Origin of the sequence: Xanthomonas graminis pv. graminis (assembly GCF_030168915.1) — a bacterium.
In the GTDB taxonomy this organism is placed as follows: domain Bacteria; phylum Pseudomonadota; class Gammaproteobacteria; order Xanthomonadales; family Xanthomonadaceae; genus Xanthomonas_A; species Xanthomonas_A translucens.
Genome location: NZ_CP076255.1, coordinates 3,461,862 through 3,486,579, shown reverse-complemented (window position 1 = coordinate 3,486,579; position 24,718 = coordinate 3,461,862). Strand labels below are relative to the sequence as shown.

General features: G+C 68.9%; 25 protein-coding genes. 13 read left to right on the top strand and 12 right to left on the bottom strand.

Features of this window, described 5'->3' with window-relative positions; translation table 11 throughout:
* Nucleotides 1-195: 195 nt before the first annotated feature.
* The 5 genes from KHF85_RS15135 (at nt 196) to KHF85_RS15115 (ending at nt 6,129) form a co-directional block, all read left to right on the top strand.
* On the top strand, nt 196-1,374 hold the full coding sequence (locus KHF85_RS15135) for a phosphoglycerate kinase (protein ID WP_284567293.1): 1,179 nt from the start codon (nt 196-198) through the stop codon (nt 1,372-1,374).
* Nucleotides 1,371-2,015 carry an HAD-IA family hydrolase gene (locus tag KHF85_RS15130; RefSeq protein WP_284567292.1) on the top strand — a complete coding sequence of 215 codons (645 nt, stop codon included), beginning with the start codon at nt 1,371-1,373 and terminating at the stop codon, nt 2,013-2,015. The genes KHF85_RS15135 and KHF85_RS15130 overlap by 4 nt, the downstream gene beginning before the upstream one ends.
* Nucleotides 2,016-2,266: 251 nt before the next feature.
* Nucleotides 2,267-3,733, top strand: a complete 1,467-nt coding sequence (gene pyk / locus KHF85_RS15125; protein WP_009579689.1) for a pyruvate kinase — start codon at nt 2,267-2,269, stop codon at nt 3,731-3,733.
* Between the two features lie 229 nt (nt 3,734-3,962).
* Nucleotides 3,963-4,967, top strand: a complete 1,005-nt coding sequence (locus tag KHF85_RS15120) for a class I fructose-bisphosphate aldolase (RefSeq protein WP_053835380.1) — start codon at nt 3,963-3,965, stop codon at nt 4,965-4,967.
* Nucleotides 4,968-5,238: 271 nt separating this feature from the next.
* Nucleotides 5,239-6,129, top strand: a complete 891-nt coding sequence (locus KHF85_RS15115) for a YopT-type cysteine protease domain-containing protein (RefSeq protein WP_284567291.1) — start codon at nt 5,239-5,241, stop codon at nt 6,127-6,129.
* Between the two features lie 184 nt (nt 6,130-6,313).
* Here KHF85_RS15115 and KHF85_RS15110 read toward each other — a convergent pair whose 3' ends face one another.
* Complete coding sequence (locus KHF85_RS15110) at nt 6,314-6,871, bottom strand: O-acetyl-ADP-ribose deacetylase (RefSeq protein ID WP_284567290.1); 558 nt, start codon at nt 6,869-6,871, stop codon at nt 6,314-6,316.
* Nucleotides 6,872-6,997: 126 nt separating this feature from the next.
* Between KHF85_RS15110 and KHF85_RS15105 the strand changes: the two genes are divergently transcribed.
* Nucleotides 6,998-7,486 (top strand): hypothetical protein, encoded by a 489-nt coding sequence (locus tag KHF85_RS15105; protein ID WP_284567289.1) that lies wholly within the window; start codon nt 6,998-7,000, stop codon nt 7,484-7,486.
* Nucleotides 7,487-7,577: 91 nt separating this feature from the next.
* Here KHF85_RS15105 and KHF85_RS15100 read toward each other — a convergent pair whose 3' ends face one another.
* On the bottom strand, nt 7,578-8,009 hold the full coding sequence (locus tag KHF85_RS15100) for a methyltransferase family protein (protein ID WP_284569569.1): 432 nt from the start codon (nt 8,007-8,009) through the stop codon (nt 7,578-7,580).
* A 291-nt stretch (nt 8,010-8,300) separates the two neighbouring features.
* Here KHF85_RS15100 and KHF85_RS15095 point away from each other — a divergent pair, with 291 nt between their 5' ends.
* Both KHF85_RS15095 and KHF85_RS15090 read left to right on the top strand, forming a co-directional pair.
* Complete coding sequence (locus tag KHF85_RS15095; RefSeq protein WP_284567288.1) at nt 8,301-9,407, top strand: nucleoside hydrolase; 1,107 nt, start codon at nt 8,301-8,303, stop codon at nt 9,405-9,407.
* A 31-nt stretch (nt 9,408-9,438) separates the two neighbouring features.
* Complete coding sequence (locus KHF85_RS15090) at nt 9,439-9,702, top strand: molybdopterin cofactor-binding domain-containing protein (RefSeq protein WP_284567287.1); 264 nt, start codon at nt 9,439-9,441, stop codon at nt 9,700-9,702.
* On the opposite strand, the gene KHF85_RS15085 is transcribed toward KHF85_RS15090, so the two are convergent.
* The 4 genes from KHF85_RS15085 to cobA all read right to left on the bottom strand — a co-directional run bounded on the left by KHF85_RS15085 (nt 9,699) and on the right by cobA (nt 14,591).
* A complete protein-coding gene (locus tag KHF85_RS15085) occupies nt 9,699-10,112 on the bottom strand; it encodes a hypothetical protein (RefSeq protein ID WP_284567286.1) in 414 nt (137 codons plus the stop codon). The genes KHF85_RS15090 and KHF85_RS15085 overlap by 4 nt on opposite strands.
* 50 nt (nt 10,113-10,162) lie before the next feature.
* Nucleotides 10,163-11,908 carry a S10 family serine carboxypeptidase-like protein gene (locus KHF85_RS15080; protein ID WP_284567285.1) on the bottom strand — a complete coding sequence of 582 codons (1,746 nt, stop codon included), beginning with the start codon at nt 11,906-11,908 and terminating at the stop codon, nt 10,163-10,165.
* A 483-nt stretch (nt 11,909-12,391) separates the two neighbouring features.
* Entirely contained in the window at nt 12,392-13,351 is a 960-nt protein-coding gene (gene cysK, locus KHF85_RS15075; protein WP_284567284.1) for a cysteine synthase A, read from the bottom strand.
* Nucleotides 13,352-13,379: 28 nt separating this feature from the next.
* Nucleotides 13,380-14,591: a uroporphyrinogen-III C-methyltransferase gene (cobA, locus tag KHF85_RS15070; RefSeq protein ID WP_284567283.1), complete on the bottom strand. Its 1,212-nt coding sequence runs from the start codon at nt 14,589-14,591 to the stop codon at nt 13,380-13,382.
* 168 nt (nt 14,592-14,759) lie between these two features.
* On the opposite strand from cobA, the gene KHF85_RS15065 reads away from it, so the two are divergent.
* Nucleotides 14,760-15,743, top strand: a complete 984-nt coding sequence (locus KHF85_RS15065) for a LysR family transcriptional regulator (protein ID WP_284567282.1) — start codon at nt 14,760-14,762, stop codon at nt 15,741-15,743.
* Nucleotides 15,744-15,751: 8 nt separating this feature from the next.
* Here the strand turns inward: KHF85_RS15065 and KHF85_RS15060 are convergent, their stop codons facing one another.
* Nucleotides 15,752-15,943 carry a hypothetical protein gene (locus KHF85_RS15060; RefSeq protein ID WP_284567281.1) on the bottom strand — a complete coding sequence of 64 codons (192 nt, stop codon included), beginning with the start codon at nt 15,941-15,943 and terminating at the stop codon, nt 15,752-15,754.
* Between KHF85_RS15060 and KHF85_RS15055 the strand changes: the two genes are divergently transcribed.
* A complete protein-coding gene (locus tag KHF85_RS15055; protein WP_284567280.1) occupies nt 15,942-16,529 on the top strand; it encodes a phospholipid scramblase-related protein in 588 nt (195 codons plus the stop codon). The genes KHF85_RS15060 and KHF85_RS15055 overlap by 2 nt on opposite strands.
* A gap of 46 nt (nt 16,530-16,575) precedes the next feature.
* Here the strand turns inward: KHF85_RS15055 and KHF85_RS15050 are convergent, their stop codons facing one another.
* The 5 genes from KHF85_RS15050 to KHF85_RS15030 form a co-directional block, all read right to left on the bottom strand.
* Nucleotides 16,576-17,784: a sensor histidine kinase gene (locus KHF85_RS15050; RefSeq protein WP_284567279.1), complete on the bottom strand. Its 1,209-nt coding sequence runs from the start codon at nt 17,782-17,784 to the stop codon at nt 16,576-16,578.
* 27 nt (nt 17,785-17,811) lie between these two features.
* Complete coding sequence (locus KHF85_RS15045; RefSeq protein WP_284567278.1) at nt 17,812-18,135, bottom strand: hypothetical protein; 324 nt, start codon at nt 18,133-18,135, stop codon at nt 17,812-17,814.
* Complete coding sequence (gene arsC / locus KHF85_RS15040; protein WP_284567277.1) at nt 18,110-18,535, bottom strand: arsenate reductase (glutaredoxin); 426 nt, start codon at nt 18,533-18,535, stop codon at nt 18,110-18,112. The genes KHF85_RS15045 and arsC overlap by 26 nt, the downstream gene beginning before the upstream one ends.
* Nucleotides 18,536-18,734: 199 nt before the next feature.
* On the bottom strand, nt 18,735-19,718 hold the full coding sequence (locus KHF85_RS15035) for a DUF6976 family protein (protein ID WP_284567276.1): 984 nt from the start codon (nt 19,716-19,718) through the stop codon (nt 18,735-18,737).
* A gap of 11 nt (nt 19,719-19,729) precedes the next feature.
* Entirely contained in the window at nt 19,730-19,951 is a 222-nt protein-coding gene (locus KHF85_RS15030) for a hypothetical protein (RefSeq protein WP_064538731.1), read from the bottom strand.
* 315 nt (nt 19,952-20,266) lie between these two features.
* Here KHF85_RS15030 and KHF85_RS15025 point away from each other — a divergent pair, with 315 nt between their 5' ends.
* The 3 genes from KHF85_RS15025 to KHF85_RS15015 all read left to right on the top strand — a co-directional run bounded on the left by KHF85_RS15025 (nt 20,267) and on the right by KHF85_RS15015 (nt 24,269).
* Nucleotides 20,267-20,674, top strand: coding sequence for a DUF2946 family protein (locus KHF85_RS15025; RefSeq protein ID WP_284567275.1), 408 nt, complete (start codon nt 20,267-20,269; stop codon nt 20,672-20,674).
* 68 nt (nt 20,675-20,742) lie between these two features.
* Nucleotides 20,743-22,800, top strand: a complete 2,058-nt coding sequence (locus KHF85_RS15020) for a TonB-dependent receptor (protein WP_284567274.1) — start codon at nt 20,743-20,745, stop codon at nt 22,798-22,800.
* Nucleotides 22,800-24,269, top strand: coding sequence for a PepSY-associated TM helix domain-containing protein (locus KHF85_RS15015; RefSeq protein ID WP_284567273.1), 1,470 nt, complete (start codon nt 22,800-22,802; stop codon nt 24,267-24,269). The genes KHF85_RS15020 and KHF85_RS15015 overlap by 1 nt, the downstream gene beginning before the upstream one ends.
* The last annotated feature ends 449 nt before the right edge of the window (nt 24,270-24,718 follow it).

Sequence of the window (24,718 nt, the reverse complement as noted above, 5' to 3'; positions counted from 1 at the left end):
GCCGCCGCGCTGCGGCCATGCGCGGCGCGATGTCTCGATTTGCCGCTGCGCGGCCGACGCCGGACAATGCCGGCCTCGGCACCGCCGCTGCGCGCTGGCGCCAGCCTGCCTAAAGCGCACGTTCCGATCGCCGCGCCTATGCTGCGCACGGCCTCCTCTTCCCCCAGCAACCCCCACGATAGCGAGCAACCGACAATGCCCATCCTGCGAATGACCGATCTCGACCTGTCCGGCAAGCGTGTGCTGATCCGGCAAGACCTCAACGTGCCGATCGACGACAACGGCCAGATCACGTCCGAGCAGCGCATCCTGGCCTCGGTGCCGACCCTGCGCCACGCGCTCGAGCAGGGCGCGGCGGTGATGGTGACCTCGCACCTGGGCCGGCCCAAGGAAGGTGAGTGGACGCAGGCCGATTCGCTGGCGCCGGTCGCCGCGCGGCTGACCGCGCTGCTCGGCACCGAGGTGCCGTTGCTGCGCGATTGGGTCGATGGCGTGGAGGTGCAGCCGGGCCAGATCGTGCTGCTGGAGAATTGCCGCATGAACGTCGGCGAGGGCAAGGACGACGAGGCGCTGGCGCGCAAATATGCGGCGCTGTGCGACGTGTTCGTGATGGATGCGTTCGGCACCGCGCACCGCGCCCAGGCGTCCACCCACGGCGTGATCCGGTTCGCCCCGGTGGTGGCCGGCGGCCCGCTGCTGATGGCCGAGCTGGACGCGCTGGCCAAGGCGCTGCAGCACCCGGCCAAGCCGCTGCTGGCGATCGTCGCCGGCAGCAAGGTCTCGACCAAGCTGGAGCTGCTGTCGAACCTGGTCAACAAGGTCGAGCAGCTGATCGTCGGCGGCGGCATCGCCAACACCTTCATCGCCGCGGCCGGCTATCCGGTCGGCAAGTCGCTGTGCGAGCCGGACCTGCTCGACACCGCGCGCAAGATCGTTGCCGACGCCAATGCCCGCGGCGCAGCGATCCCGCTGCCCACCGACGTGGTGGTGGCCAAGCAGTTCCTGCCCGACGCCGAGGCCACGGTGAAGGCGCTGGCCGACGTCGCCGACGACGACCTGATCCTGGACATCGGCCCGCAGACCGCCGCGCACTACGCCGAGCTGATCGCCAAGGCCGGCACCGTGGTCTGGAACGGCCCGGTCGGGGTGTTCGAGTTCGATGCGTTCGGCCACGGCACCGAAACCCTGGCGCGCGCCATCGCCGCCTCGCCGGCGTTCTCCATCGCCGGCGGCGGCGACACCCTGGCCGCGGTCGACAAGTACGGCATCGCCGAGCAGGTGAGCTACATCTCCACCGGCGGCGGCGCGTTCCTGGAGTTCCTGGAAGGCAAGACCTTGCCGGCGGTGGCGGCGCTGCAGGCGCGCGGCGCGTGAGCGCGAGCGCCCTGTTCTTCGACCTGGACGGCACCCTGGTCGATTCGGAGGCCGGCATCGTCGGCAGCATCCGCCATGCGTTCGCCGAACTCGGGCGCCCGCCGCCCGCGCCGCCGCAACTGCGCGCCTGGATCGGGCCGCCGTTGCGCGACAGCTTCACCGACTGCTTCGCCGGCGACCAGGCGCTGGTCGAGCAGGCCCTGTCCCTGTACCGGGAGCGCTACGACGCGCAGGGCTGGCGCGAGCACACGGTGTTTCCGGAGATCGGCGCGGCGGTCGCGGCATTGGCCGCGGCCGGCCATCGCTTCGCGGTGGTGACCTCGAAGAACGAACGCTTCGCCCGGCGCATCGTCGCCACGCTGCCGTTCGCCGCGCACTTCGAGGAGATCGTCGGCGCCAGCGACGACGGCGCGCGCCGCGCCAAGCCCGACCTGATCGCCGAGGCGCTGCGGCGCATGTCGTTGCAGCCGGCGCAGTGCGTGATGATCGGCGACCGGCGCATGGACATCGACGGCGCCAACCACCATGGCATGCGCAGCATCGGCGTGCTGTGGGGCTTCGGCGACGAGGCGGAGCTGCGCCAGGCCGGTGCCGGGGCGCTGGCCCAGGTCCCGGCGCAGTTGCCGGGTTTGGTCGCTTGACGGCGGGGATGCGGGATGGGTGAAAGCGCTGCCGAACTGCCGCTTGACCGACAGGCAGTGGCGCAGGAGGACGTGGCCCCCGCGGCGCTGCCGGGGGCGTGCGGGGCGGCGCCAGTGCGGCGTCGAGTCCGCATACTGTCCCGCATTGTCTGCAGGACATGCGCGGCTCCGCAGCGGCCTATGTCGATTCGCCATCCTGCCGTCGCAGTGCCTGTGCTAGTTTTGACGGCTTTTCCAGGGAACGACGTCTCATGATCGAACGCCAGCGCCGCACCAAGATTCTCGCCACCCTCGGCCCGGCCACGGATCCGCCCGGCGTGCTCGAGGACCTGTTCCGCGCCGGCGTCAACGTCGTGCGCCTGAATTTCTCCCACGGCGACCCGTCCGGCCAGGCCAAGCGTGCCGCCGAAGTGCGCGCCGCCGCGCAGCGCGTGGGCAGCGAAGTGGGCATCCTCGCCGACCTGCCGGGGCCGAAGATCCGCATCGAGCGCTTCGCCGCCGGCAAGGTGGCGCTGAAGGCCGGCGCGCGCTTCGACCTGGTCGCCGATCCCAACGCGCCGGCCGGCGACGAGCACCAGGTCGGCGTCAGCTACCTGGGCCTGCCCAACGACGTCAAGCCGGGCGACGTGCTGCTGCTCGACGACGGCCTGCTGCAGTTGCAGGTGGTCGAAGTCGATGGCGCGCGCATCGTCAACACCGTGCTCAACGACGGCATGCTGTCCGACCGCAAGGGCCTGAACAAGCAGGGCGGCGGCCTGTCGCTGGGCGCGCTGACCGAGCGCGACAAGGAGCTGATCGGCATCGTCGCCAAGATCGGCGTGGACTTCATCGCCGTGTCGTTCTGCCGCAACGCGCAGGACATGCACGACGCGCGCCGCATCGCCCGCGAGCACGGTTGCGAGGCCGCGCTGGTGTCCAAGATCGAACGCACCGAGGCGATCGAGAACCTGAGCGAGATCGTCGAGGCCAGCGACGTGGTGATGGTCGCGCGCGGCGACCTGGGCGTGGAGATCGGCGATGCCGAACTGCCGGGCCTGCAGAAGAAGATCATTCGCGAGTCGCTGGCGCAGAACAAGGTGGTGATCACCGCCACGCAGATGCTGCAGTCGATGGTCGAGAACCCGATCCCGACCCGCGCCGAGGTGCTGGACGTGGCCAACGCGGTGATCGACGGCACCGATGCGGTGATGCTGTCGGCCGAAACCGCCGCTGGCGCCTACCCGGTCAAGGCGGTGCAGGCGATGGCGCGGATCTGCCTGGGCGCCGAGCGCCAGTTCGAGATGGATACCGATTTCGAGGCCGCGCAGCGCAACCTCGAGCGCGCCGACCAGGCGATCGCGATGGCGACGATGTTCCTGTCCGAGCACATCGGCCTGAGCGGCGTGGTCACCCTGACCGAATCCGGCGGCACTCCGCGCTTCCTGTCGCGGTTCCGCTCCAAGATGCCGATCTACGCGTTCACCCGCCACGACGGCGCGCGCCGCGGCATGGCGATGATGCGCGGCGTGTTCCCGATCAACTTCGACAGCCGCGGCCTGACCCCGCGCGAAGCGGCGCGCGCGGCGATCCGCCTGCTGGTCGAGGCCGAGCGCATGGGCCCCGGCGACCGCGTGGTGTTCACCAGCGGCGAGCACATGGAAACCCACGGCGCGACCAACACGCTGCGCTTGCTCGAGGTCGGCGCGGACGGCCGCGCCAGCGGCCTGGGCGAGCTGTAACCGCCGCGGCATTGCCGCGCCGCTGCACGACCGCGCGCTGCCTGTGCAGCGCGCGGTTTTTTTTTGCCTGTCCGCGCGTCCGGCCGCGCGCCTGCCAGCATGCGGTAGTGCGTGCGCGATCGCGCGTTGCGTCTACCGGATGGAAACGGTTGCAAGCATTCCGTGAAGAAATCGGTAGCGTTTGCCGCGATATACTTGCGGTTTCCCCCTCCCGTGCCACAGGAATTCCATGAGCATCGAACAGCTTGCCGAAACCGCACAGGCGATGGTCGCCCCGGGCAAGGGCATCATCGCGATCGACGAATCCACCAGCACGATCGCCAAGCGCTTCGCCAGCGTCGGCATCGAGAATGTCGAAGAGAACCGCCGCGCGTATCGCGAGCTGCTGCTGACCACGCCGAAGCTGGGCGACCATATTTCCGGCGCGATCCTGTACGACGAGACCATCCGCCAGAAGACCAGGGACGGCGTGCCGTTCCCGAAGTACATGGCCGAGCACGGCATCATTCCCGGCATCAAGGTCGACAAGGGCACGCATCCGCTGGCCGGCATGCCCGGCGAGCTGATCACCGAAGGCCTGGACGGCCTGCGCGCGCGCCTGGAGGAGTACTACAAGCTCGGCGCGCGCTTCGCCAAGTGGCGTGCGGTGATCACCATCGGCGAGGACACCCCGTCGGGCGTGTGCATCGAGACCAACGCGCACGCGCTGGCGCGCTATGCGGCGCTGTGCCAGGAGCAGGGCCTGGTGCCGATGGTGGAGCCGGAAGTGCTGATGGACGGCAACCACGACATCGAGACCTGCTACGAGGTCACCGAAGCCACGCTGCGTTCGCTGTTCGGCGCGCTGTACGAGCAGAACGTGGTGCTGGAAGGCACCATCCTGAAGGCCTCGATGGTCATCGCCGGCAAGGACTGCGACGAGCAGGCCAGCGTCGAGGAAGTGGCAGAGTCCACCGTGATGTGCCTGAAGAGCACCGTGCCGGCGATCCTGCCGGGCATCGTGTTCCTGTCCGGCGGGCAGACCGACGAGCAGTCCACCGCGCATCTCAATGCGATGAACCAGATCGGCACCCTGCCGTGGCCGCTGAGCTTCTCCTACGGCCGTGCGATGCAGCAGGCCGCGCTGAAGCTGTGGGCGCAGGACATGAAGGGCAACTTCGCCAAGGCGCAACAGGTGGTCTACGAGCGTGCCAAGGAAAACGGCCTGGCCGCATTGGGCAAGTGGCAGGACTGAGGCCCGCATAGAAGTGCACGAAAAACGCCGGCATCGCCGGCGTTTTCGTTCTGTGGCCCGTTCTTTTGCGAGCGCAGGCGTCGCAGGGGCGGATGGGAGGCGGATGCAGGCGGTATAAATCGATGCCCAGGTGGCGGCCTGCAGTTCGCAATCGACGGCGCCGCTTCGGCCGCGGCATGTGCCACTTCCGTGGTAGTTCGCATACTCGGTGGCAGAGTCAGGCAAGCGGACGTTCGCCGCTCATCTCCCTTCGTAAAAAATGATGCTACCCATGCAAAAAATCGTCGCGCGCAATTCTTATGTCTCGCCCCAGGACGTTTCAGCGGACAGAAACGGTGACGCCACACACGTCCATGACACATCATCCAGCGCATTCACCCATGGGGCCGAAGATGCGTTGGCGCCGTTGTTGCCTCGTTTCGACCCCCCCAAGAGGCGCGAAACCCGGCACGAGCCGCTGCCTCTCGGTGCGCCCGAACGTTCCAGAACGAGGGAGAGGAAGAGCGTTGAACAGCGCGGCGCCGAGCTTGCCGGGAGAAGCCAATCGGTCGACCGCGGGCTATGCGCAAGCAGCCGTGCCGGCGGCACGGACGTTGATGCGGTCCTCAACAACTACAGGGTCGCGGAGCTGAGAGGCGCCAACGCGAGTCAGGCCTGCATGGGCTTTGCCGTGCAATGGTTGGGCGTTCGTGGGCAAGGCGAGCCTGCTAGCAGGATTTTATCGCTGAATGCTGATGAAGCTGAGAACATTCAATATGCATACGAAGACGCCGCCGAATCGGCAGGTGGAAACCGGGAGCAGCGAGAAAACGCCCGGATCGCAGCGCGACAGGGGATTCTTGCCTCTCGCGGACTGCAGCCGATGGGCCAGCCTGCGATGTTTCATGTAAGTGGGCAAACAGACGCGCTGGCCCACATTGCGCGCGAACGCCAGGCATGCCTGGTCAGCTTGTGCTTCGATTGCAGCGGGAGGCGTGTTCGGCACGCTGTGGCCACTTCGAGCGCTGGCGGCAATGTCTCGCTTTTTGACCCCAACTACGGTGAATTATCGTCGAGCGCTGCAGAGTTGCCAGATATGTTCGAGGGGCTGATGGCGAGATACGGGAGTCGAATGAATGGTTACCTCAAACTTGAAAGCATGGTCATACAGAGGGTGGAGTAGGCACGCTCCAGCGACACCGACGAAAAGACGGCTGCTGATCTTGCCGCTCGCACCGGCAACCCCATTGCTTGTCGCATTGGTGCGCGCGCTTGCCTTTGCCTGCACGGCTCATTGAGCAGGGGAAGCGCTCCGGTAGCGCCTGCTGCCTGAGCGGATCGCGGGGGCATGCCTTTGCCGGTAAGGCTCAGGCCACCTGCGCCTGCGCCGCCTGCAGCAACGACACCTGCATCAACGCCTGCTGGTAGGCCTTGTAGGCCGCATCGCTGTAGGCGACCAGGATCACCCGCTTCGGTACCGCATGCGCGCGCTGCCAGGCGGTGGTTTCGGCTACCGCGATGCGCGCGGCCTGGTGCAGCGGGTAACCATATACGCCGCAGCTGATCGCCGGGAACGCCACCGAATGCAGGCCCATCTGTTCGGCCAGGCGCAGCGAGCGCCAGTAGCAGTTGCCGAGCAGGGCCGGCTCGTCGTGGGCGCCGTCGCGCCACACCGGGCCGACGGTATGCAGCACGTGCCGTGGCTTGAGCCGGTAGCCGGCGGTGGCACGGACTTCGCCGACCGGGCAGCGCACGCCGGGCTTGAGTTCCGGCAGGCGCAGGCACTCTTCCAGCAGCTGCGGGCCGGCGGCGCGGTGGATCGCCCCATCCACGCCGCCACCGCCGAGCAGGGATTCGTTGGCGGCGTTGACGATGGCGTCCACGTCCAGTTCGGTGATGTCGCCTTGCCAGATTTCGATCTTCATGGCCGGATCTTTATGGGATTCCAATGACGGAAACGTGATGAACAGGGGGTTCGCGCCGGACCGACACAACGGCGGCTTCACTGGCGAACGGCAAGACTGCGATGTCTCCATCTCAGCGCCTGCGACATGAACCGCACCCAGCCCTCACCCGCCATCGCCCAGGCCCTGGCGCGTGGCGAGATCATCAAGGCAATCAAGCTGTTGCGCGCGCAGAGTGGCATGGACCTGGGCAGCGCCCAGCGGCAGGTGGACGCGTGGCTGCGGGCCGGGGCGGCGCAGACGGTCGCGGAGATGCTCGAGCGGCATGCCGGCGCCAGCCAGACCTCAGTGGGTGCATCGACCGGGGCGCAGGCGGACCGGCTGCCGCCAGCAGCGGTGCTGGCGCTGGGCCAGGGGCATCTGCTGCAGGCGATCGAGCTGACCCGCGAGCAGCATCCGGGCATGCCGCTGCGCGAGGCCAAGGCCTTGGTCGAGCGCTACCGCGACCGCACTGCGCCGCGCGCTGGGACGCTGCCGACCGTGGCCGGCGGCGATCGCTCCGGCGCATGGCGATGGGGCATGCTGGTGCTGGTACTGGTCGCCGCGGTGGCGTTCTGGTGGCTGCGCGGCGGCTGATGTGCTCTACAAGGTGGCCGGAGCGCAGGCTTGCCGAAGCGAGCGCAGTTGCGATCCAGCGCGATGTAGCCGATTCGCCGTGCGCCAGCGCCTACAGCCAGCGCCGCACCTGCGCGCAATAGCGCGCGTAGGCGCTGCCGAAGCGCTCGCGCAAGCGCGCTTCCTCGAACGGGATCAGCACCCGCTGCAGCGCCAGCAACGGCAGCGGCAGCAGCAGGAGCGCCCATGGCCAGCCGATCTGCACGCACAGCCCGACATAGCTCAAGAGCAGGCTCAGGTACATCGGGTTGCGGCTGTAGCGGTAGGGGCCACGCACGACCAGGCTGGACGGATCGCGTTCGGGCAGCACGGTGGTGCGCCGTTGCACGAATAGCGCCAGGCACCGCAGCGACAACAGCAGCCCGGCAGCGGCCACCACGCCGCCGGCCAGTTGCATCCAGGCCAGCGCACGGCCTTGCGGCAGCGGCAGCGCCAGGGCCTGTTGCAGCCACGCGCCGATCAGCATGGCGGCAAGGAACTGCATGGGCGATGTCGTGCGCACCAGCAGCGGGATGGGGTCGGGCTGGTTGCGCCGCTGTTCGCCTGTTCGATCGCTCAACGCTGCCTCTCCCGTCCTCAGGTCTCCGTGTAGCGCTACTGTAACGCGCTGCGGGCCAGGCATGGCCGGCGTGATGGTCCGCCGCGACAATGCGCCACATCTTGTCGGCGGCGCGTACGGCGCGCGGGCTGTGCAGCGGCGGCGCAATGGTGTTCACTTGCGCCGTACACGCCGCGCCGGCCCGCGCGCCGTCCTTCTTCCTGCAGCGCGCATTCCATGTCCTCTCCCGCCTCCGCTCCCGCTGGTTCCCCCGTTCCGCGCCGCCGCGTCATCCTCGAAGACGACATCGACGGTTTCACGCCCGCGCAGCTGCTGTTGTTGCAATCGCCGGAGGTCGAGGTGCTCGGCATCTCGGTGGTCAGCGGCAACATCTGGCGCGACGAAGCGCTGGCGCACACGCGCCGCCTGCTGGAAATCGCCGGCCGCGGCGAGGTGCCGGTGCTGCCCGGGCCGGTGCACCCGCTGCTCAACAGCGAGCTGGCCACCGAGCGCTGGGAAGCGCTGTACGGCAAGCTGCTGTGGAAAGGCGCGTGGACCCGGCAATGGATCGAGCGCGACACCGTGCAGAGTGCGCCGCGTTACCACGCGCACGACGTGGTGCCAGATCTGGCGCTGGGCAATCCGTCGGTGGTGCAGGCGGCCAGCGAGCCGGCGGCGTTGTTCATGATCCGCAAGGTGCGCGAGTTTCCTGGCGAAGTCAGCATCGTCGCCACCGGCCCGTTGACCAATCTGGCGCTGGCGCAGCGGCTGGATCCGCAGTTCGCTTCGCTGGCCAGGGAACTGGTCTACATGGGCGGCAGCCTCAACCCGCGGCAGCGCCGCGACAGCGTGTCGGCGCGGCAGTTCGCGCGCGAGTTCGTCAATGCGCCGCGGCGCGAGTTCAACATCCGCTGGGACCCGGAGGCGGCGAGCATCGTGATGCGTTCGCCGTGGCGCAAGCTGGTGATGGTGCCGGTGGATCCGTCCACCGCCACCGAGCTGACCCCGCAGCTGCTGGCGCGGATGAGCGCCGCCGACACGCCGATCGGCCATGCGCTGCGCCGGCGCGAGCCGGGTTTCCCGCTGTGGGACGAACTGGCCACGGCGCTGTGGCTGCAGCCGCAGCTGGCCACGGTCAGCGAGACCCTGTACATCGACGCCAATACCGAGTTCGGCCCCGGCTACGGCGACATCCTGTCGTGGGCGCCGGGCTACCAGCCCGGCCTCGGCGAACAGGCGCAGCAGGTGGTGCGCGAGGTCGACGTGGAGGCGATCGAACGTCTGCTGGTGGAACGCCTGACCGCGCCGCAGCCGCCGGCGCTGGGCGTGCCGCTGCCGGGCTGAGGCGCTTGCCGCGGCCACCGATCTCAACCGCATGGCCGCGTACACCGCGGCGAGCGAGATCCGCGCGCGTCTGGCCGCACCGGCTGCCGAACGCGGCGGGGCGGCGGCGGAGCAGCTGCGCTTCGCCGCCGGCAAGGTCGGCGCAGACAGCCTGGAACCGCAATTCGCCGCGCTGTGCAGGCAACCGCACATGGCGCGCATCGCGCTGGCCGTCAGCGGCTACCGCGCCACGCCCAAGATCGATTACGACCGCGCCACTCAGTGCGGCCGCTCGTCCGGATCGGAAGCGCGCTAGCGTTGCTGCTGCTGCCGCGTATAGGCCTTGACGTCGTCGAGGGTGATGCGACCGCTGTGCAGGCGGTCGATCCGCTCGAAGTTCTGCACGATGTAGCCCAGGCCGCCGCTGAGCGCCTGTTGCTTGGTGATCGCCGCGCCGTGCGCCAGGCTGCCATCTGCGTCCAGGGCAGCTTCCAGGCGTCGCTGCGCTTCGTCCTCCAGTGCGTCGCCGCTACTGGTCGTCTGCGCTGCGGTGGCGGCCACGCTGGATCGGGCGGATGGCGCAAAGGGGCCGTCGATGCCACGGTGCGGGGCCGTCGCCGGCGCGATCTCCGCGACGGCCTGGATGGGCAGGGTCTGCGCCGTGGCGGCACCGGTCAGCAGCACGAGCAGGGCGGGAAAATAGCGGGGACACAGGCGGTAACGCATGATGATGGGGATCCTTGGCTGTAGGAAGCGGGGCGCGGCTGCAGTGCCATTCAATGGGGAGCGGCGTCGGCGGGGGTAGCCGTGCCGACGCCGCGGTTGTCCGGCCAGGGCGAATCCAGCAGGGCCAGCGGAATGGCATCGCGGATTTGCTTGCCGGCGTAGTAATCGCGCAGGTCGGCCTGCATTTTCGGTCGCGAGAGATCGTCCAGGTAGATCATGTGCCCGCCGGCGTAGTTGCTGACCATGACGTCGGCCTTCAGGCCGCGGATGGTACGCAGCCGCGCCAACTGTTTTTCGGTTGCGTAGAAGGGGGTAGCCAGGTCGTGGTAGCCGCTCAGCGCGAGCACCTTCAGTGCCGGATTGAGCCGCAGCACGCCGAGCAGGTCCGGAATGGTGTCCGGCATGACCTTTCCGGCATGAGAGAAGTCCCATTGGTCGACCGTGTCCATGTTCAACGAGACGTAGCTGGCGTTGGGCGCGCTGAAGCCGAGGTAGTCGGGGAACTGCCGCTGCAGGGCGTTGATCAGCGGGCGTTCGATCAGCAGGCTGGAAGGGTCGTCATCCTGCTTGAGCCGCGGATCGTCGTTGCGCAGGCTGATGCGGCCGTCGTAGCGACCGATCTTGCTGCCTGGCAGCAGCCCATCGGCGAAGGGCTGCGTGCTGAAGTAGCCGCGCAAGGCCTGCGTGCTGAGGCCGGACAGCGGCCGCCACCGCTCCAGGACCGCGTCGCTCGGCAATACCGGCTTGCCCAGCAAGGTGGGAAAGCCGTACTGGCTCAACGTCCAGCTCGGGCCGTAGCGCTGGAACTCGTTGTGAACGACGCTCACGAAGGCACGCATCTGCAGCGCATAGAACTCGTCGCTGGCGCTGACCTCGGTTTGCCGATGATACGCAGCGGACGCTGCGTAGCTGGGAAGGTAGTCGCCGATCGTATCGCCGCTGTACTTCATGCCCTTGGCGTAGTCCGGGTAGTAGGCCGATCCGCTGGCCGTCGAGTCGCTTAAGTAATTGAGGATCGACGATTGCAGCACGATGCCGGTGAGGTGCACGCCGGCCGATTCCAGCGCCAACGCCAGCATATTGGTGCGTGTGGTGCCATACGATTCTCCATACAGGTACAGCGGCGCGTCCTGGCGCGGGTTGACCTGCAGGTAGCGGCGAATGAAGTCGCGCATGACCCGCACGTCGCTGTCGCACCCCCAGAAACTGCCGTTGGTGTTGGGCAGTATCGCTTCGGACAGGCCGGTGCCGGGCGGGTCGATGAACACCATGTCGGTGCTGGCAATCAGGCTTTCGGCGTTCTCGACCATCGGGTAGTTGGGCCAGCTGCCGAAGGCCGGCTCAGCGGTGGCCAGCCTCGTCGGTGCGAACGAGCCCAGGTGCAGCAGGGCCGCGGCGGACCCGGGGCCGCCGTTGTAGAAGAACGTCACTGGTCTCGGCTTGCCGTCCTGTGACGCTGCGCTATACGCCACGTAGGACATCGACGCCTGCGGCCGCCCGGACGTATCCCGCGCGATCAGGTGGCCGGTGCGGGTGGTGTAGGCGAGCGCCGGCTTCCCTGCGTGCCAGACATGGTGCATCAGCGCCGAACGCTCGTTGGCCACGCGGGGATCCAGGCCCGCAGCGGCCTTGGAGGAATAGGCGATGCGATCGACATAGGGGCTGTCCGTCGCTTGCGTGAGCTGCTGCGCGCCAGCGGGCAGCTGGGTGCCGGCGAGCAGCACAGCAACGGCGAGCAGGCGGCCGGCGCCGGCAAACGATACGCGCCAGCAAGCGGCGCGGGCATTGCGATACATCATGACGGATCCTTGCGAACTGGAGAGGGCGCTGCGCCATCCAGACGCTGGCGCTTGTGCCTCGAGCGCGCAACGCAATGGCCGCAGATGCTGCGAACGACATGCTGCAGGACATGCCGCCGCTCTGTATTCCGGAATGATTCCGGTTTGTAGTCGGGGCGACGCTGCTCAGGGTCGCCCGGATCCGGTGTCGCTTGATGAGACCCTGTCGTCATTTATCGCAGGTGTCTCGCTCCCGGTGCGCGACGCAAGCGTGTTCCAAGGGCGCGGAGGCCATCGGCGGTGGCCGCTTGCGGTGAGCGCTCGGGTGTCTGCGCGCGCATGAGAAAGTCAGGGTTTCGCGCGCTTCGGAACACGGTGCGCAGAGGGCATTGCCGCTGTCCGTTGCTCGCTGCGCGGCCGCGAACCGGCCGCAGCCTGGCGTCGCGTTCGAAACGATTGCGCGGCATCCGCGGCGCGCGCAGGCCGGCCGGACTGGCGGCGTTACGGCAGCCCGGCCAGCCAGTCGTCGTCGGAGCCTTCGTTGATGTCGGCGAACAGCGGGGTGGAGAAGTAGCGTTCGCCGGTGTCGGGCAGCATCGTCAGGATCACCGCGCCGGGGGCTGCGGTCTCGGCCACGCGCAGCGCGGTGGCCACGGTGGCGCCGCCGGAGATGCCGGTGAAGATGCCTTCCTCGGCGGCGAGGCGGCGCGAGACGGAGATCGCATCGGTGTCCTCCACGCTCAGCACCTCGTCGTAGACCTCGCGGTTGAGCACCTCGGGCACGAAGTCCGGGGTCCAGCCCTGAATCTTGTGCGGCTTCCATTCCTGGCCCTGCAGCAAGGCCGCTCCAGCCGGCTCGGTGGCGGTGATGCGCACCTCCGGACGCGCCACGCGCAGCACTTCGCCGACGCCGGTGAGGGTGCCGCCGGTCCCCCAGCCGCTGACGAAATGGTCGAGCCGGCGGCCGGCGAAATCGCGCAGGATTTCCGCGGCGGTGGTGCTGCGGTGGTAGGCGGGGTTGGCCGGGTTGGCGAACTGCCGGGCCAGGAACCAGCCATGCTGCCGCGCCAGTTCCTCGGCCTTGCGCACCATGCCGCTGCCGCGCTCGGCGGCCGGGGTCAGGATCACCTTGGCGCCGTACGCGCGCATCAGCTTGCGGCGCTCGATCGAGAAGGTCTCCACCATCGTCGCCACGAACTTGTAGCCGCGCGCGGCGGCGACCATCGCCAGGGCCACGCCGGTGTTGCCGGAGGTGGCTTCGACGATGGTGTCGCCGGGCTTGAGCAGGCCCTTGGACTCGGCGTCGAGCACGATCGCCAGCGCCAGCCGGTCCTTGACCGAGCCGCCGGGATTGAACGCTTCGACCTTGACGTACAGGCTGACGTGCGCAGGCGGCAGCCGGTGCAGCTTGACGATCGGGGTGTGGCCGATGGTGTCGAGGATGTTGTCGTAGATGGCCATGCGCGGGGTCTCCGGAACGGGATACGGGTCAGGCGGCGTGGGCCAGGGTAGGCACGGCCGGCTTCGGGGAAGGTGAGGGCGGTGCGGGCAGCGGCGCGGCGCCGAACCAGTGCAGATCGGTCGCCAGCGCGGCCACCTCGCCCAGGATCAGCAGCGCCGGCGAACCCACCTGGTGCGCGCGGGCGGTGTCGGGCAGGTCGGCCAGGGTGCCGACCACCACCCGCTGCTGTGGACGCGAGCCGTTCTCCACCAGCGCGAACGGGGTCTGCGTGGCACACCCGGCGCGCAGCAGGCGCTCGCGCACCGTATCCAGCCCGGCCACGCCCATGTACACCGCCAGGGTCTGCCGTTCCTGCGCCAGCGCGGCCCAGTCCAGCGTGTCGAACGATTCCTTGCAGTGCGCGGTGACCAGGCGCAGCGACTGCGCATGCGCGCGGTGGGTCAGCGGGATGCCGGCGTAGGCCGCGCAGGCCAGCGCCGCGGTGATGCCCGGCACCACCGCGTAGGGCACGCCGTGCGCGCGCAGGTATTCCAGTTCCTCGCCGCCGCGGCCGAACACGAACGGATCGCCGCCCTTCAGCCGCACCACGCGGCGGCCGCGCCGCGCGTGCTCCAGCATCAGCGCGTGGATCTGCTCCTGGCGTACGCTGTGGCCGCTGGCCGATTTGCCGACGTCGATCCGCTCGACGCTGGCTGGCAGCAGCTCCAGGATCGCAGCGCTGACCAAGCGGTCGTGCAGGACCACCTCGGCATTGCGCAGCGCCTGCAGCGCGTTGAGCGTCAGCAGGCCGGGATCGCCGGGGCCGGCGCCGACCAGGGTCACCGTGCCGGGACGCAGCGCTTGCGCCTGTACGGTCGTGGCGGGCGCGCCGGCGCTGTCGCCGGCGGCCGCCGTGGGCGCGGCGAGCGCATCGGCGGTGCCGGGCGCGGCTTGCGCCAGCACCCGTTGCGCGGCGGCGGCCTGCAGCGCCAGCCGGTTCAATGCCGGCTCGTCGCTGGCGGCGATCAGGTAGCACACCGCGTCCAGCCAGGCGGGGTCGAAGCGGCCGCGCAACCAGTGTACGCGGCCGGCTTCGGCCCAGGCCTGCAGCGCCGCGGTCAGCGTCGGCGCGCCCAGCCGCGGCGCGGCGCCGGCCGCGAGCAGCGCCTGCACCTGGCGCTCAGCGGCTGCGCCGCCGCCGACCACCAGCACGGGCCGCTCGCGCAGGTCCGGATACAACGCAATCGGGGCAGGGCTCACGGCGGTCGCAACACAGGAAGCAGGAGGAAGGCGTGACCGTAGCGCCGGCTTATAGCCTTCGGAAATGACTTCATGCAGCTGCCAGATAGCTTTCGGTTATAAGGTGAGAGGCCCATTTCCACTAGAGTCGTGGCTGCTTCCGCCAGGCGCCGCTTCGCCCTCGCTCAGATGACGCTGACCCAACTCCGCTACCTCGTCGCCATCGCCGATGCCGATCTCAACATCACCCTGGCCGCGGCGCGCGTGCACGCCACCCAGCCGGGGCTGTCCAAGCAGCTCAAGCAGCTGGAGGACGAACTCGGTTTCCTGCTGTTCGTGCGCAAGGGCCGCAGCCTGGAGACGGTGACCCCGGCCGGCCGCGAAGTGATCGAGCGCGCCCGCGCGGTGCTGGCCGAAGCCAACAACATCCGCACCTACGCCGCCAACCAGCGCCGCGAGAGCCAGGGCCAGCTGACCCTGACCACCACCCACACCCAGGCGCGCTTCGTGCTGCCGCCGGCGGTGGCGCAGATCAAGCAGGCGTATCCGCAGGTCAGCGTGCACCTGCAGCAGGCGGCCGAGAGCGCGGCGCTGGACCTGCTCAGCCAGGGCGATGCCGATATCGCCATCGTCAGCACCGCCGGCAGCGAGCCGGGCGCCGGCATCGCGGTGCCGCTGTACCGCTGGCGGCGGCTGGTGCTGGTGCCGCGCGGGCATGCGCTGGACGTGCCCAAGCGGGTGCCGGACATGGCCGCGCTGGCGGTGCAGCCGCTGATCAGCTACGAATCCTCGACCCGGCCCGGTTCTTCGCTGCAGCGCGCCTTCGCCCGGCTCGGGCTGGAGCCGAGCATCGCCCTGACCGCGCTCGACGCAGACCTGATCAAGACCTACGTGCGCGCCGGCCTCGGCGTCGGCCTGCTCGCGGAAATGGCGGTGCATGCCGGCGATACCGACCTGCGCGCCTGGCCGGCGCCGCCGGAGATTCCTGAATGCATCGCCTGGGCGGTGCTGCCGCGCGACCGCGTGCTGCGCGATTACGCGCTGGAACTGGTGCACGTGCTGGCGCCGCAGATCGACACTCGCGACCTGCGCCGGGTCATGGAAGGCAACCAGGAACCGGACTGGCCGACCCCGCCGACCTGGGAAGAGCTGACCCAGACCATCACCAGCTGACCGCGGCGCTACGGCGGCTGCGGCGGCCCTGGCCGGGGGCTGCCCTGCGCCGACGACATCCGCAGCGGCGAGCGCCGGCGGCGCAGTGCAGGCGGCACGCCCGTCGCCGCGCGCAGCGGCCGCTTTTGCGGTTCGCCATTGCCATCGTCGCGCGCGGCCGCTACGGTGCGGCGATCTTTAGCCGAAACAAGGATGTCCATGCACCCCGTCCTCCAGCAGAACCTGTTCTTCGTCAAGGAGCAGGTCGGCATGTTCAAGGCCGCCAACAATTACGACGTGTTCGATCCGCAGAGCAACCAGCAGGTGCTGGAATGCCGCGAACCGAACCTGGGCATCTTCACCAAGATTTTCCGTTTCAGCGACTACAAGCGCATGACCCCGTTCCAGGTGGAAGTGCGCACGCCGAACGGGCAGAAGGTGCTGACGATCAAGCGCGGGTTTTCGCTGTTCCTGTCCAAGGTCGAGGTGCTGGACGAGCACGATCGCCTGGTCGGTTCCTTCAGCCAGAAGTTCTTCTCCATCGGCGGCAATTTCGACGTGCTCGATGCGCGCGAGAAGCTGGTGTGCACGCTGCGCGGCAAGTGGACCAGCTGGGATTTCCGTTTCGTGCAGGGCGAGCGCGAACTGGCGCGGGTGTCCAAGAAGTGGGCCGGGCTGGGCAAGGAGCTGTTCACCAGCGCCGACAACTACATGCTCGCGATCGACAATGCGCTGCCGGCCGAGGACGACGTGCGCATCCTGATCATGGCCGCGGTGCTGTGCATCGACATGGTGCTGAAGGAATAACCCGCATTGCCGCGCGCGCTGCGGCGCGCACGCGGTGCCGCCGCGCTCAGGCGTTCGGCGGCTTCGCCAGCGGCAGGGTCACCGAGAAGCGGCTGCCCTGGCCCGGGCGGCTGCGCACTTCGACGCTGCAGCCCAGCGTTTCGGCGGTGCGGCGCACGATCCACAACCCCAGGCCGAGGCCTTCGCTGCGCGGGTCGGCCTGGCGGAACGCCTGGAACAGGTAGCGCAGGCTGTCGCCGTCCATGCCGATGCCGCTGTCGATGATCTCCACCACCACCTGGTCGCGCCGGCGTCGGCAACCGATCAGCACTGCGCCGTGCTCGGTGTACTTGACCGCGTTGCCGAGCAGGTTGCCGAGCAACGTGGCCAGCAGCGTGGCGTGGCTGCGCACGCGCAGCGTGGTCGGCACGTAGCGCAGCCGCAGTCCCTTGGCCGCGGCCTGTGGCCGCCAGGTGTCCAGGATCGGGCCGAGCAGGTCGGCCAGGGCGACGTCGCGCAGCACCGGCAGGCTGTGCTCGCCGCCGGCGACCGCGCTGGCGGCGAGCTCGTCCAGGCCGCTGGCGACCTGGTTCAGCGCCTTGCGCGCCTCGTCCAGCGGCACGCCGCTGACCGCATCGAGCTGGCGCTGGACCTTGGCCAAGGCATAGGAGGCGGTGCGCAGCGGGGCCTTCAGGTCGTGGCCGGCGATGGCCAGCAGGCGGCTGCGGTAGTGGTTGGATTCCTGCGCCAGGGCCAGCGCCTTGCGCAGTTCCAGCTGCGCCATCGCCTGCCGCGCCAGCGCGCGCAGCGCTTCGATCTGCTCGTAGGTCAGCTGCCGCGCGCGCCGGTCGAGCACGCATACGGTACCCAACGGCAGGCCGTCGGAGGTCTTCAGCAAGGCGCCGGCGTAGAAATGCAGGCGTTCGGCGCCGGTGACCAGCGGGTTGCAGGCGAAGCGCGGATCTTCGCGCGTATCCGGCACCAGCAGCAGGTCGTCCTCGAGCAGCGCATGCGCGCAGAGCGAGGTCGCCAGTGGGGTTTCCCGGGTGCCCAGGCCGATCTCGCTCTTGAACCACTGCCGTTCGCTGTCGATCAGGTTGACCACCGCGATCGGGGTCTGGCAGATCATCGCCGCCAGGCGGGTGATGTCGTCGAACGCCGGCTCGCGCGGCGTGTCCAGGATCGCGTAGCTATGCAGTGCGTCCAGACGCAGCGTTTCGTTGCCGGGCTTGGCGGCGCAATAGATCGGGCCGGCAGCGGATGCGACGGAAGACATGCGAACGGCTCGGCGATGGTGAGTGGCTCAGTTTATGGTAACGGGTGCACATTTCAATGACGCCTTCTTCACGCTGACGCAACGCTTGCAGGCGGTGCGGCGCCCGCCGCCGTCGCCAGGGGCATCGCTGCCCGCCAGGCGTTCGCTGTAGCGGTCGAGCAGGGGTGGCGCCAGCTCGCGGGTGAGCAGGGTGAACTTGAAACGTGTGCGCAACGTGGCGTACCGCAGCAGGATGTGCGGCGGAAGCGTGGCGCGGGCGGCGCCCGGCGTCGGCGGCTGCGGGCGCACCACTGCGGCCGGGTCCGGCTTCGGCAGTTCGGACAGCTCAACCGACCGGGCGGCCGTCCGCATCGATCAGCGCTTGGCCGTCTTCCCTGGCGAAAGCGCCGCGCTGCGGCGCGGGCAGGATCTCCAGCACCGTTTCCGGCGGTCGGCACAGGCGCGTGCCCAGCGCGGTGACCACGATCGGCCGGTTGAGCAGGATCGGGTGTTGCAGCATTGCGTCGAGCAGTGCGTCGTCGCTCAGCGCGGGGTCGTCCAGGCCCAGTTCGGCGTAGGGCGTGCCCTGCTGCCGGATCGCCTCGCGCAGCGGGATGCCCAGTGCCGCGGTCAGCGCCTGCAGGGTGGCGCGGTCCGGCGGGGTCTTCAGGTAGTCGACCACGCGCGGTTCCGCGCCGCTGTTGCGGATCAGTCCCAGCACCGTGCGCGAGGTGCCGCAGGCGGGGTTGTGGTAGATCGTGATGGCGCTCATCGGGGGGACTCGGTGCGATAGCGCACGGCAGGCGGCCAGGCGGTGCGCGCGGGCGAGCGCGCGCAAGGCTGCACGGTGTGGTCGGTGTGCATCGTTTCGATGATTCCAGAAATTGCGCAATGAGGCCAGCGCGTGGCTGCGCTCCGCAAACGACGACGGGCGCATCGCTGCGCCCGCCGGGTGGAGCGTTGCGCGGCGCTCAGATCGGCACGTCCTCGATCTGCAGGTACACCATGGTCTGGTTGAGCAACTGGTAGGCCACTTCGCCGAAGGTCACCGGTCCGATCAGTTCGCCGGTGCGCTTGCCCTCCAGCTCCGAGTACAGGAAGTTGAGGATGCAGTTGCAGCTGAACTCGGGGCTGCGCACCGTCTGCGGCAACTGCCGCGAGAATTCCTCGACATAGTTGGCCACCGGCGCGGCGATGCGGTATTCCACGCCGCGGAACACCGGCGCGTACAGCGTGACCTTGTGCGCGCCCTGGTCGATCGACTGGATGCTGGCGTTGATCTTTTCGCCGTTGTAGTCGGCGACCAGCGGCAGCCGCAGGTCGATCTGGTTGGCGGTGAGGTACTCGGCGAAGTCGCGCGGCGCGCCGTTGACCAGGGCCTGGCCGATGTCGAAGCCGTCCTGCGCGAAGGTAAGCACATCGCCATCCCCCTGCTTGAAGCAGTTGACGATGCCGACCGAGACCATCTTGTCCTTCGGCAAGGTTGCGTGCAGCGCCACGCAGCCTTCGCTGTAGGACTTGCCGCTGGTGCCGTCGTAGATGCGCGCCGCCACCTTGCCCAGGTCCGCCAGGTCCACGCCGGACACCCAGCCGACGATGTTCTTCATGAACAGCCCGGGGTAGTCGGGCGAATCCTGCGCATAACGCACGTGTGCCTGGCTGGTCGCCGGCAGGATGATCACGCTGAAGCCGTGATCGGGCGAGTCGCTGGCGATGGATGGCAGTGCGTCCACGTCGTACCAGCGCACGCTCGAGCCGCTGACGCAATGGTCCTGCTCGCTGACGAAGATCAGTTCGCGGCTGTGGGTGCCGCCTTGCTTGTCCATGAAATAGGGGATGGTGCCGCCGATCCAGTTGCCCTTGGGCAGGCTGTCGAGCAACGCTTGATCGCCGGCCAGGTACAACGTGGCGCCGGATTGGATCTTTTGTGCTGCTTGTTCGCGTGTCATCAGCATGTCGCTTCTCCTCAGAAGTGGGCTTGCAGCTCGGCCTTGTAGAGATTTTCGTATTTGCTGAAGAACGCGTGCGCCTCGTCGACGCAGGCCTGTACGGTCTGCGGCGACGCATCGTTTTTCAACTTGCGCGCGCACTGGCTCAGCATCATGTTCCCGGCGAATACCTTGAACTGCAGCTTGGTATCGCCGCGGAGCAGCGGAACCCACTTGGGATGGCTTTTGCTCGGAATCATCTTCGTCCTCCACGGATGAAGTCTTTCGAATGGCCGACGCGTAGGTGCGGCATCGGTGCAGGATCGACACGGGGCGCGAGGGCTTGAACGCCGGGCCTGGCTGTAAGCGCTTACTGTCGTGGAACCGAGGGTGCGGTCACTATCGCCGCGGCTTTCGCGCCGCATGCGGGCGATCGGATGGGGACGCCGGAGCGCGTCGTGGCGGCGTTGTGCGGTCGTCCTCCCCCCCACTGTCACACATCCGGCCGGGTCGCGTATGCGTCCAGGTGTCGCAGGGCCTATCCGGAGCGCGGCAACAGGCTCTAGACTGGCGCGATGACCCGTCGCCGGCCCACATCACCATGGCGCACGCTCGCCGTCCTGGCGATCGTGCTGATGCTGGTTGCGCCGCTGCTGAGCCGCTGGCAGCAGGGGCGGCCCGGCGACTGGGGCGCTGCGACGGCGGGCGTGCTGTGCACCAGCCGCGGCCTGCAAGCGATCCTTGCGTTGCCTGCGGTGTCGTCGCCTGGCCACGCCGGCGCCCATGACGACGGCGGCATGGCGCACGCGCAGGCGTGCGATTACTGCCTGCTGGCCGCGCGCCTGCTGCCCTTGCTGGGGGGGCTGTTGCTGGTGGTGCCTTGGTTGCGCCCGCGCGCGCCGCTGGCCGCGCCGCGCCCGCCGGTGGTGGACACCCGCAGTTGGCGCGCTCACGCCGCACGTGGGCCTCCCTTGCTCTCCTGAAACACGAACGCCTCTTGTTGCGTGCCGCGGTGTCGCCGCGGGACGTCTTCGTGCTGATGGAGCCATTGATGATCCGTTTCTTTTCCTTGCCGCGCATGGCAGCGTGCGGCTGTGTGTGTTTCGCCGCCAGCGTGACCGCGCCGGCCGTTGCTGCCGACAGCGGCGTGCAGCCGCCCGCCGCCGATTCCGCATTGACCCTGGGCAAGGTCCAGGTCACCGCCAATCCGCTGTCCTTGCCCACTGCGCGCAGCGTGCTGAGTTCCGTGGACATCCTCGGCGGCGACCTGCTGCAGGATCAGCACGTGGACTACAGCTGGGAGTTGCTGATGCGCGCGCCCGGCGTGCAGGTCACCCAGTTCAAGATGGGCACCGATGCCGGCCGCTTCTCGTTTCGCGGTTTCAATGGCGAAGGCCGGGTCAATGCGGTCAAGCTGCTGATCGACGGCATTCCCAGCAACGACAACGTCGGCAGCATGCCGTACCTGGACGCGGTATTCCCGCTGGACATCGCCGCGATCGAGATCGTGCGCGGTACCAACGATCCGCGCTACGGCTTGAACGCCATCGCCGGCAGCGTCGATGTGCTGACCCGCAGCGGCGGCAACGACGGCCGCGCCAGCGTCACCGTCGGCAGCTTCGGCACGCGCGAGGTGCAGGCCAGCCAGGGCATCGAACGCGGCGGCTGGAGCCAGAACTATTTCGCCGCCTGGCGCGACAGCGACGGCTATCGCGATCATGCCGACGCGCGCAAGCGCGCCTTCGCCGGCAAATGGTTCTACACCGATCCCGATGAGCGCTGGCACGCCGGGCTCAGTGCGCGCTACTACCGCAACGAAGCACTGGAAGCGGGCTATCTGGACTACGCCAGCGCGCAACTTGCGCCGCGCAGTTCGCCGGACTATGCGCGCGACGACCGCAGCGAGCGCCAGACCGGCCAGGTCAGCCTGCATCTGGACGCGCAGTTGGCCGACGCCGTGCAGGGCAGCGCCAAGTTGTATTGGAATCGCTACCAGAACCAGCGCTGGGTGCGCTTCACCGCCGGCGCGCAGCAGGAACGCGATACCGACGAGACCCAGCGCGGTTTCCTGGCCAAGGCCAGCTGGCGTCCCGAGGTGGACTGGGCGGCGTCGTTCGCGCTGGAAGGCGGGGTCGATGCGCAATGGCAGGACAACACCTCGCAACGCTATCGCACCGTGGCGCGGGTGCGCACCGCGCCGTTGCGCGACTGGGATTTCGATCTGGACACGCACGGCGCCTACATGCAGGCGGTGATCCGCCCGTTCGAGCGTCTGCAACTGGTGCCGGGCTATCGTGTGGACTGGGTCGATGGGGATTTTCGCGACCGGCTCGGTGACGCGCGTTATCCGGCCTACGCCTACGGCGCGATCAAGCAACCCAAGCTCAGTGCGGTGTTCGCGCTGACCGCGCAGACCAGTGCCTACGCCAACATCGGCCGCACCTTCCAGATCGGCAGCGGCAACGGCGCCTACCGCAGCCAGCCCGGCAACGTGGGCCCGTCGTACAACGACGGCTGGGAAGCCGGATTGAAGTTCGCCGACGCCAAGCGCCTGGACGCGCGCATCGCCTATTGGGAACAACGCGCCTCCGACGAAGTGGCGACCATCTTCGGCGTCGATGGCAGGGTCGGCGTTGGCGAGGTCGGCAATGTGGGCAAGACCTTGCGCCGCGGTTGGGACGCGCAGCTGAACCTGCGTCCGGACGAGCGCTGGACGCTGTGGCTGGCGTATTCGCGGCAGCGCGCGCTGATCGTCACGCCCGATCCGAGCGCCCCGGCCACGCGCGGCAAGGAGATCGAGAGCGTGCCGCATTACCTTGCCAATGCCGGTATCGACTGGCAGGCGACGCCGCGACTGAAGCTGTCGGCCTGGGGCAATGCGCAGGGCGACTACTACGTGGAGCGCACCAATACGCTGGGCCGCTACGGCGGCTACGCACTGGCCAATGTCGGCGCGACCTGGGCGTGGCGCGCGCAGCGCGAGCTGTCGCTGCAGCTGAAGAATCTCACCGATCGCCACTATGTCTACGCGTGGTACGACAGCGGTTCCTCCGGCTACTCGCCGGGCGACGGGCGCGCGCTGTACGCCAGCCTCAGCTGGGGCTGGTGATGGTCATGCCGAACCCGCCGGTGGCGGCGCCGGCGCGTTTCTACCGTGCCGTCTGGCGCTGGCATTTCTACGCCGGCCTGCTGGTGCTGCCGTTGCTGGCCTGGCTGGCGCTGACCGGCGCCGCCTTCGTCTATCAACAACCGATCGACGGCTACTTCCATCGCGCGCTGAAGACGGTCGCGGTGCCGGCGCAGGCGCAGGCCGCCGCGCCGCAGCGCCTGCTCGACGCGGCGCTGGCGGCGCAACCGGGACAGGCGCTGCGCTACACCACGCCGCCGCGGCGCGATGCGTCGGCGGAAGTGACCGTGGGCACCGGCGATGGCCGCCGCGTGGTGGTGTACGTGGATCCGTACCGGGCACGCGTGCTGGGCCGCTTGCCCGAGCACGGCACCGTGGCGTGGACGATCCGGCGCCTGCACAGCCTGGCGCTGGTCGGGCCGTGGGCCAACGCGCTGATCGAAGTGGCCGCCGGCTGGGCGATCCTGCTGGTGCTGACCGGCGCGTACCTGTGGTGGCCGCGCGGCCGCCGCGGCGGCGTCACCCAGGTGCGCGGGCGGCCGCCACAGCGCGTGTTCTGGCGCGATACGCATGCGCTGACCGGCAGCGTGGTCGGCGCGATGCTGCTGTTCCTGGCGCTGACCGGGATGCCGTGGTCGTGGTTCTGGGGCGCGCAGGTGAACCGCCTGGCCAACGGCCATCACTACGGCTATCCGGCCGGACTGCGCGTGGACGTGCCGATGTCCACGCAGCGCCTGAGCGACGAAGAGGTGCCTGCCTGGTCGCTGCGCCAGGCGCGCCTGCCGCAGTCGCAGCTGCTGCAGGCTGCGTCGATGCCGATGCCGATGCCGATGCCGGCGACGGACGGGTCTTCCGTGGCAGCTGGGGCGGACACTGGCGATGACGTGCATGCCGCACATGGCGGCATGGCGCTGGCGGCGATGCCGTCGCCGTCCTCGTCAGCGGGCGCGATCGGCCTGGATGCGGCGGTGGCGCGGTTCCAGGCGCGCGGCATCGCCGCCGGCTACAGCGTGGCGCTGCCGCGCGGGGCGCGCGGCGTCTATACCGCATCGGTGTATCCGCCGGACCTGGCGCAGCAGCGGGTGATCCATCTCGACCAATACAGCGGCAAGGTGCTGCTGGACATGCGCTACGCCGATTACGGTCCGTTGGCCAAGGCGCTGGAATGGGGCATCAACGTGCACCTGGGGCAGCAGTACGGCACGCTCAACCAGGTGCTGCTGATCGCCTCGTGCCTGGGCATCGTGCTGTTGTGCGTCAGCGCCGCGCTGATGTGGTGGAAGCGCCGTCCGGCCGGCGGATGGGGCGTGCCGCCGCTGCCGGCAGACCGGCGCAGCTTGCGCGGCGTGCTCGCGCTGCTGGCGATCGGCGGAATGCTGTTCCCGCTGGTCGGGGTATCGCTGCTGCTGATGCTGGCGCTGGATTGGTGGTGGGTGTTGCGGCGTGAGTGAGGCGGGGTTGTTTGGAGACAATGGGAGCTTGCCGTCAACGCACTGGGTGCAGTGTGGGAGGAACTTCAGTCCCGACTTTATCCGAAGCCGGAAGGTTCGCCGCTGCGTTCGTCGCGACTGAAGTCGCTCCTACAGGGGCTGCGCGAGGTGCCGGCTGGGTGCACTGTGGGAGGGACTTCAGTCCCGACTGTGTCCGAAGCCGGAAGGTTCAGCGCTGCGTTCGTCGCGGTTGAAACCGCTCCTACAGGGGCTGCGCGCGGTGCCGGCTGGGTGCCCTGTAGGAGGGGCTTCAGCCCCGACTGCGTCCGAAGCCGGAAGGTTCGCCGCTGCGTTCGTCGCGACTGAAGTCGCTCCTACAAGGCTGCGCGCGGTGCCGGCTGGGTGCCCTGTAGGAGGGGCTTCAGCCCCGACTGCGTCCGAAGCCGGAAGGTTCACCGCTGCGTTCGTCG

Excerpts from the sequence above, each read along its gene's own strand:
- KHF85_RS15135 (WP_284567293.1), top strand. The coding sequence starts at position 196 with ATGCCCATCCTGCGAATGACCGATCTCGACCTGTCCGGCAAGCGTGTG.
- pyk (WP_009579689.1), top strand. The coding sequence starts at position 2,267 with ATGATCGAACGCCAGCGCCGCACCAAGATTCTCGCCACCCTCGGCCCG.
- KHF85_RS15120 (WP_053835380.1), top strand. The coding sequence starts at position 3,963 with ATGAGCATCGAACAGCTTGCCGAAACCGCACAGGCGATGGTCGCCCCG.
- KHF85_RS15115 (WP_284567291.1), top strand. The coding sequence starts at position 5,239 with ATGCAAAAAATCGTCGCGCGCAATTCTTATGTCTCGCCCCAGGACGTT.
- KHF85_RS15110 (WP_284567290.1), bottom strand. The coding sequence starts at position 6,871 with ATGAAGATCGAAATCTGGCAAGGCGACATCACCGAACTGGACGTGGAC.
- KHF85_RS15105 (WP_284567289.1), top strand. The coding sequence starts at position 6,998 with ATGAACCGCACCCAGCCCTCACCCGCCATCGCCCAGGCCCTGGCGCGT.
- KHF85_RS15100 (WP_284569569.1), bottom strand. The coding sequence starts at position 8,009 with ATGCAGTTCCTTGCCGCCATGCTGATCGGCGCGTGGCTGCAACAGGCC.
- KHF85_RS15095 (WP_284567288.1), top strand. The coding sequence starts at position 8,301 with ATGTCCTCTCCCGCCTCCGCTCCCGCTGGTTCCCCCGTTCCGCGCCGC.
- KHF85_RS15090 (WP_284567287.1), top strand. The coding sequence starts at position 9,439 with ATGGCCGCGTACACCGCGGCGAGCGAGATCCGCGCGCGTCTGGCCGCA.
- KHF85_RS15085 (WP_284567286.1), bottom strand. The coding sequence starts at position 10,112 with ATGCGTTACCGCCTGTGTCCCCGCTATTTTCCCGCCCTGCTCGTGCTG.
- KHF85_RS15080 (WP_284567285.1), bottom strand. The coding sequence starts at position 11,908 with ATGTATCGCAATGCCCGCGCCGCTTGCTGGCGCGTATCGTTTGCCGGC.
- cysK (WP_284567284.1), bottom strand. The coding sequence starts at position 13,351 with ATGGCCATCTACGACAACATCCTCGACACCATCGGCCACACCCCGATC.
- KHF85_RS15065 (WP_284567282.1), top strand. The coding sequence starts at position 14,760 with ATGACGCTGACCCAACTCCGCTACCTCGTCGCCATCGCCGATGCCGAT.
- KHF85_RS15055 (WP_284567280.1), top strand. The coding sequence starts at position 15,942 with ATGCACCCCGTCCTCCAGCAGAACCTGTTCTTCGTCAAGGAGCAGGTC.
- KHF85_RS15060 (WP_284567281.1), bottom strand. The coding sequence starts at position 15,943 with ATGGACATCCTTGTTTCGGCTAAAGATCGCCGCACCGTAGCGGCCGCG.
- KHF85_RS15050 (WP_284567279.1), bottom strand. The coding sequence starts at position 17,784 with ATGTCTTCCGTCGCATCCGCTGCCGGCCCGATCTATTGCGCCGCCAAG.
- KHF85_RS15045 (WP_284567278.1), bottom strand. The coding sequence starts at position 18,135 with ATGCGGACGGCCGCCCGGTCGGTTGAGCTGTCCGAACTGCCGAAGCCG.
- arsC (WP_284567277.1), bottom strand. The coding sequence starts at position 18,535 with ATGAGCGCCATCACGATCTACCACAACCCCGCCTGCGGCACCTCGCGC.
- KHF85_RS15035 (WP_284567276.1), bottom strand. The coding sequence starts at position 19,718 with ATGCTGATGACACGCGAACAAGCAGCACAAAAGATCCAATCCGGCGCC.
- KHF85_RS15030 (WP_064538731.1), bottom strand. The coding sequence starts at position 19,951 with ATGATTCCGAGCAAAAGCCATCCCAAGTGGGTTCCGCTGCTCCGCGGC.
- KHF85_RS15025 (WP_284567275.1), top strand. The coding sequence starts at position 20,267 with ATGACCCGTCGCCGGCCCACATCACCATGGCGCACGCTCGCCGTCCTG.
- KHF85_RS15020 (WP_284567274.1), top strand. The coding sequence starts at position 20,743 with ATGATCCGTTTCTTTTCCTTGCCGCGCATGGCAGCGTGCGGCTGTGTG.
- KHF85_RS15015 (WP_284567273.1), top strand. The coding sequence starts at position 22,800 with ATGGTCATGCCGAACCCGCCGGTGGCGGCGCCGGCGCGTTTCTACCGT.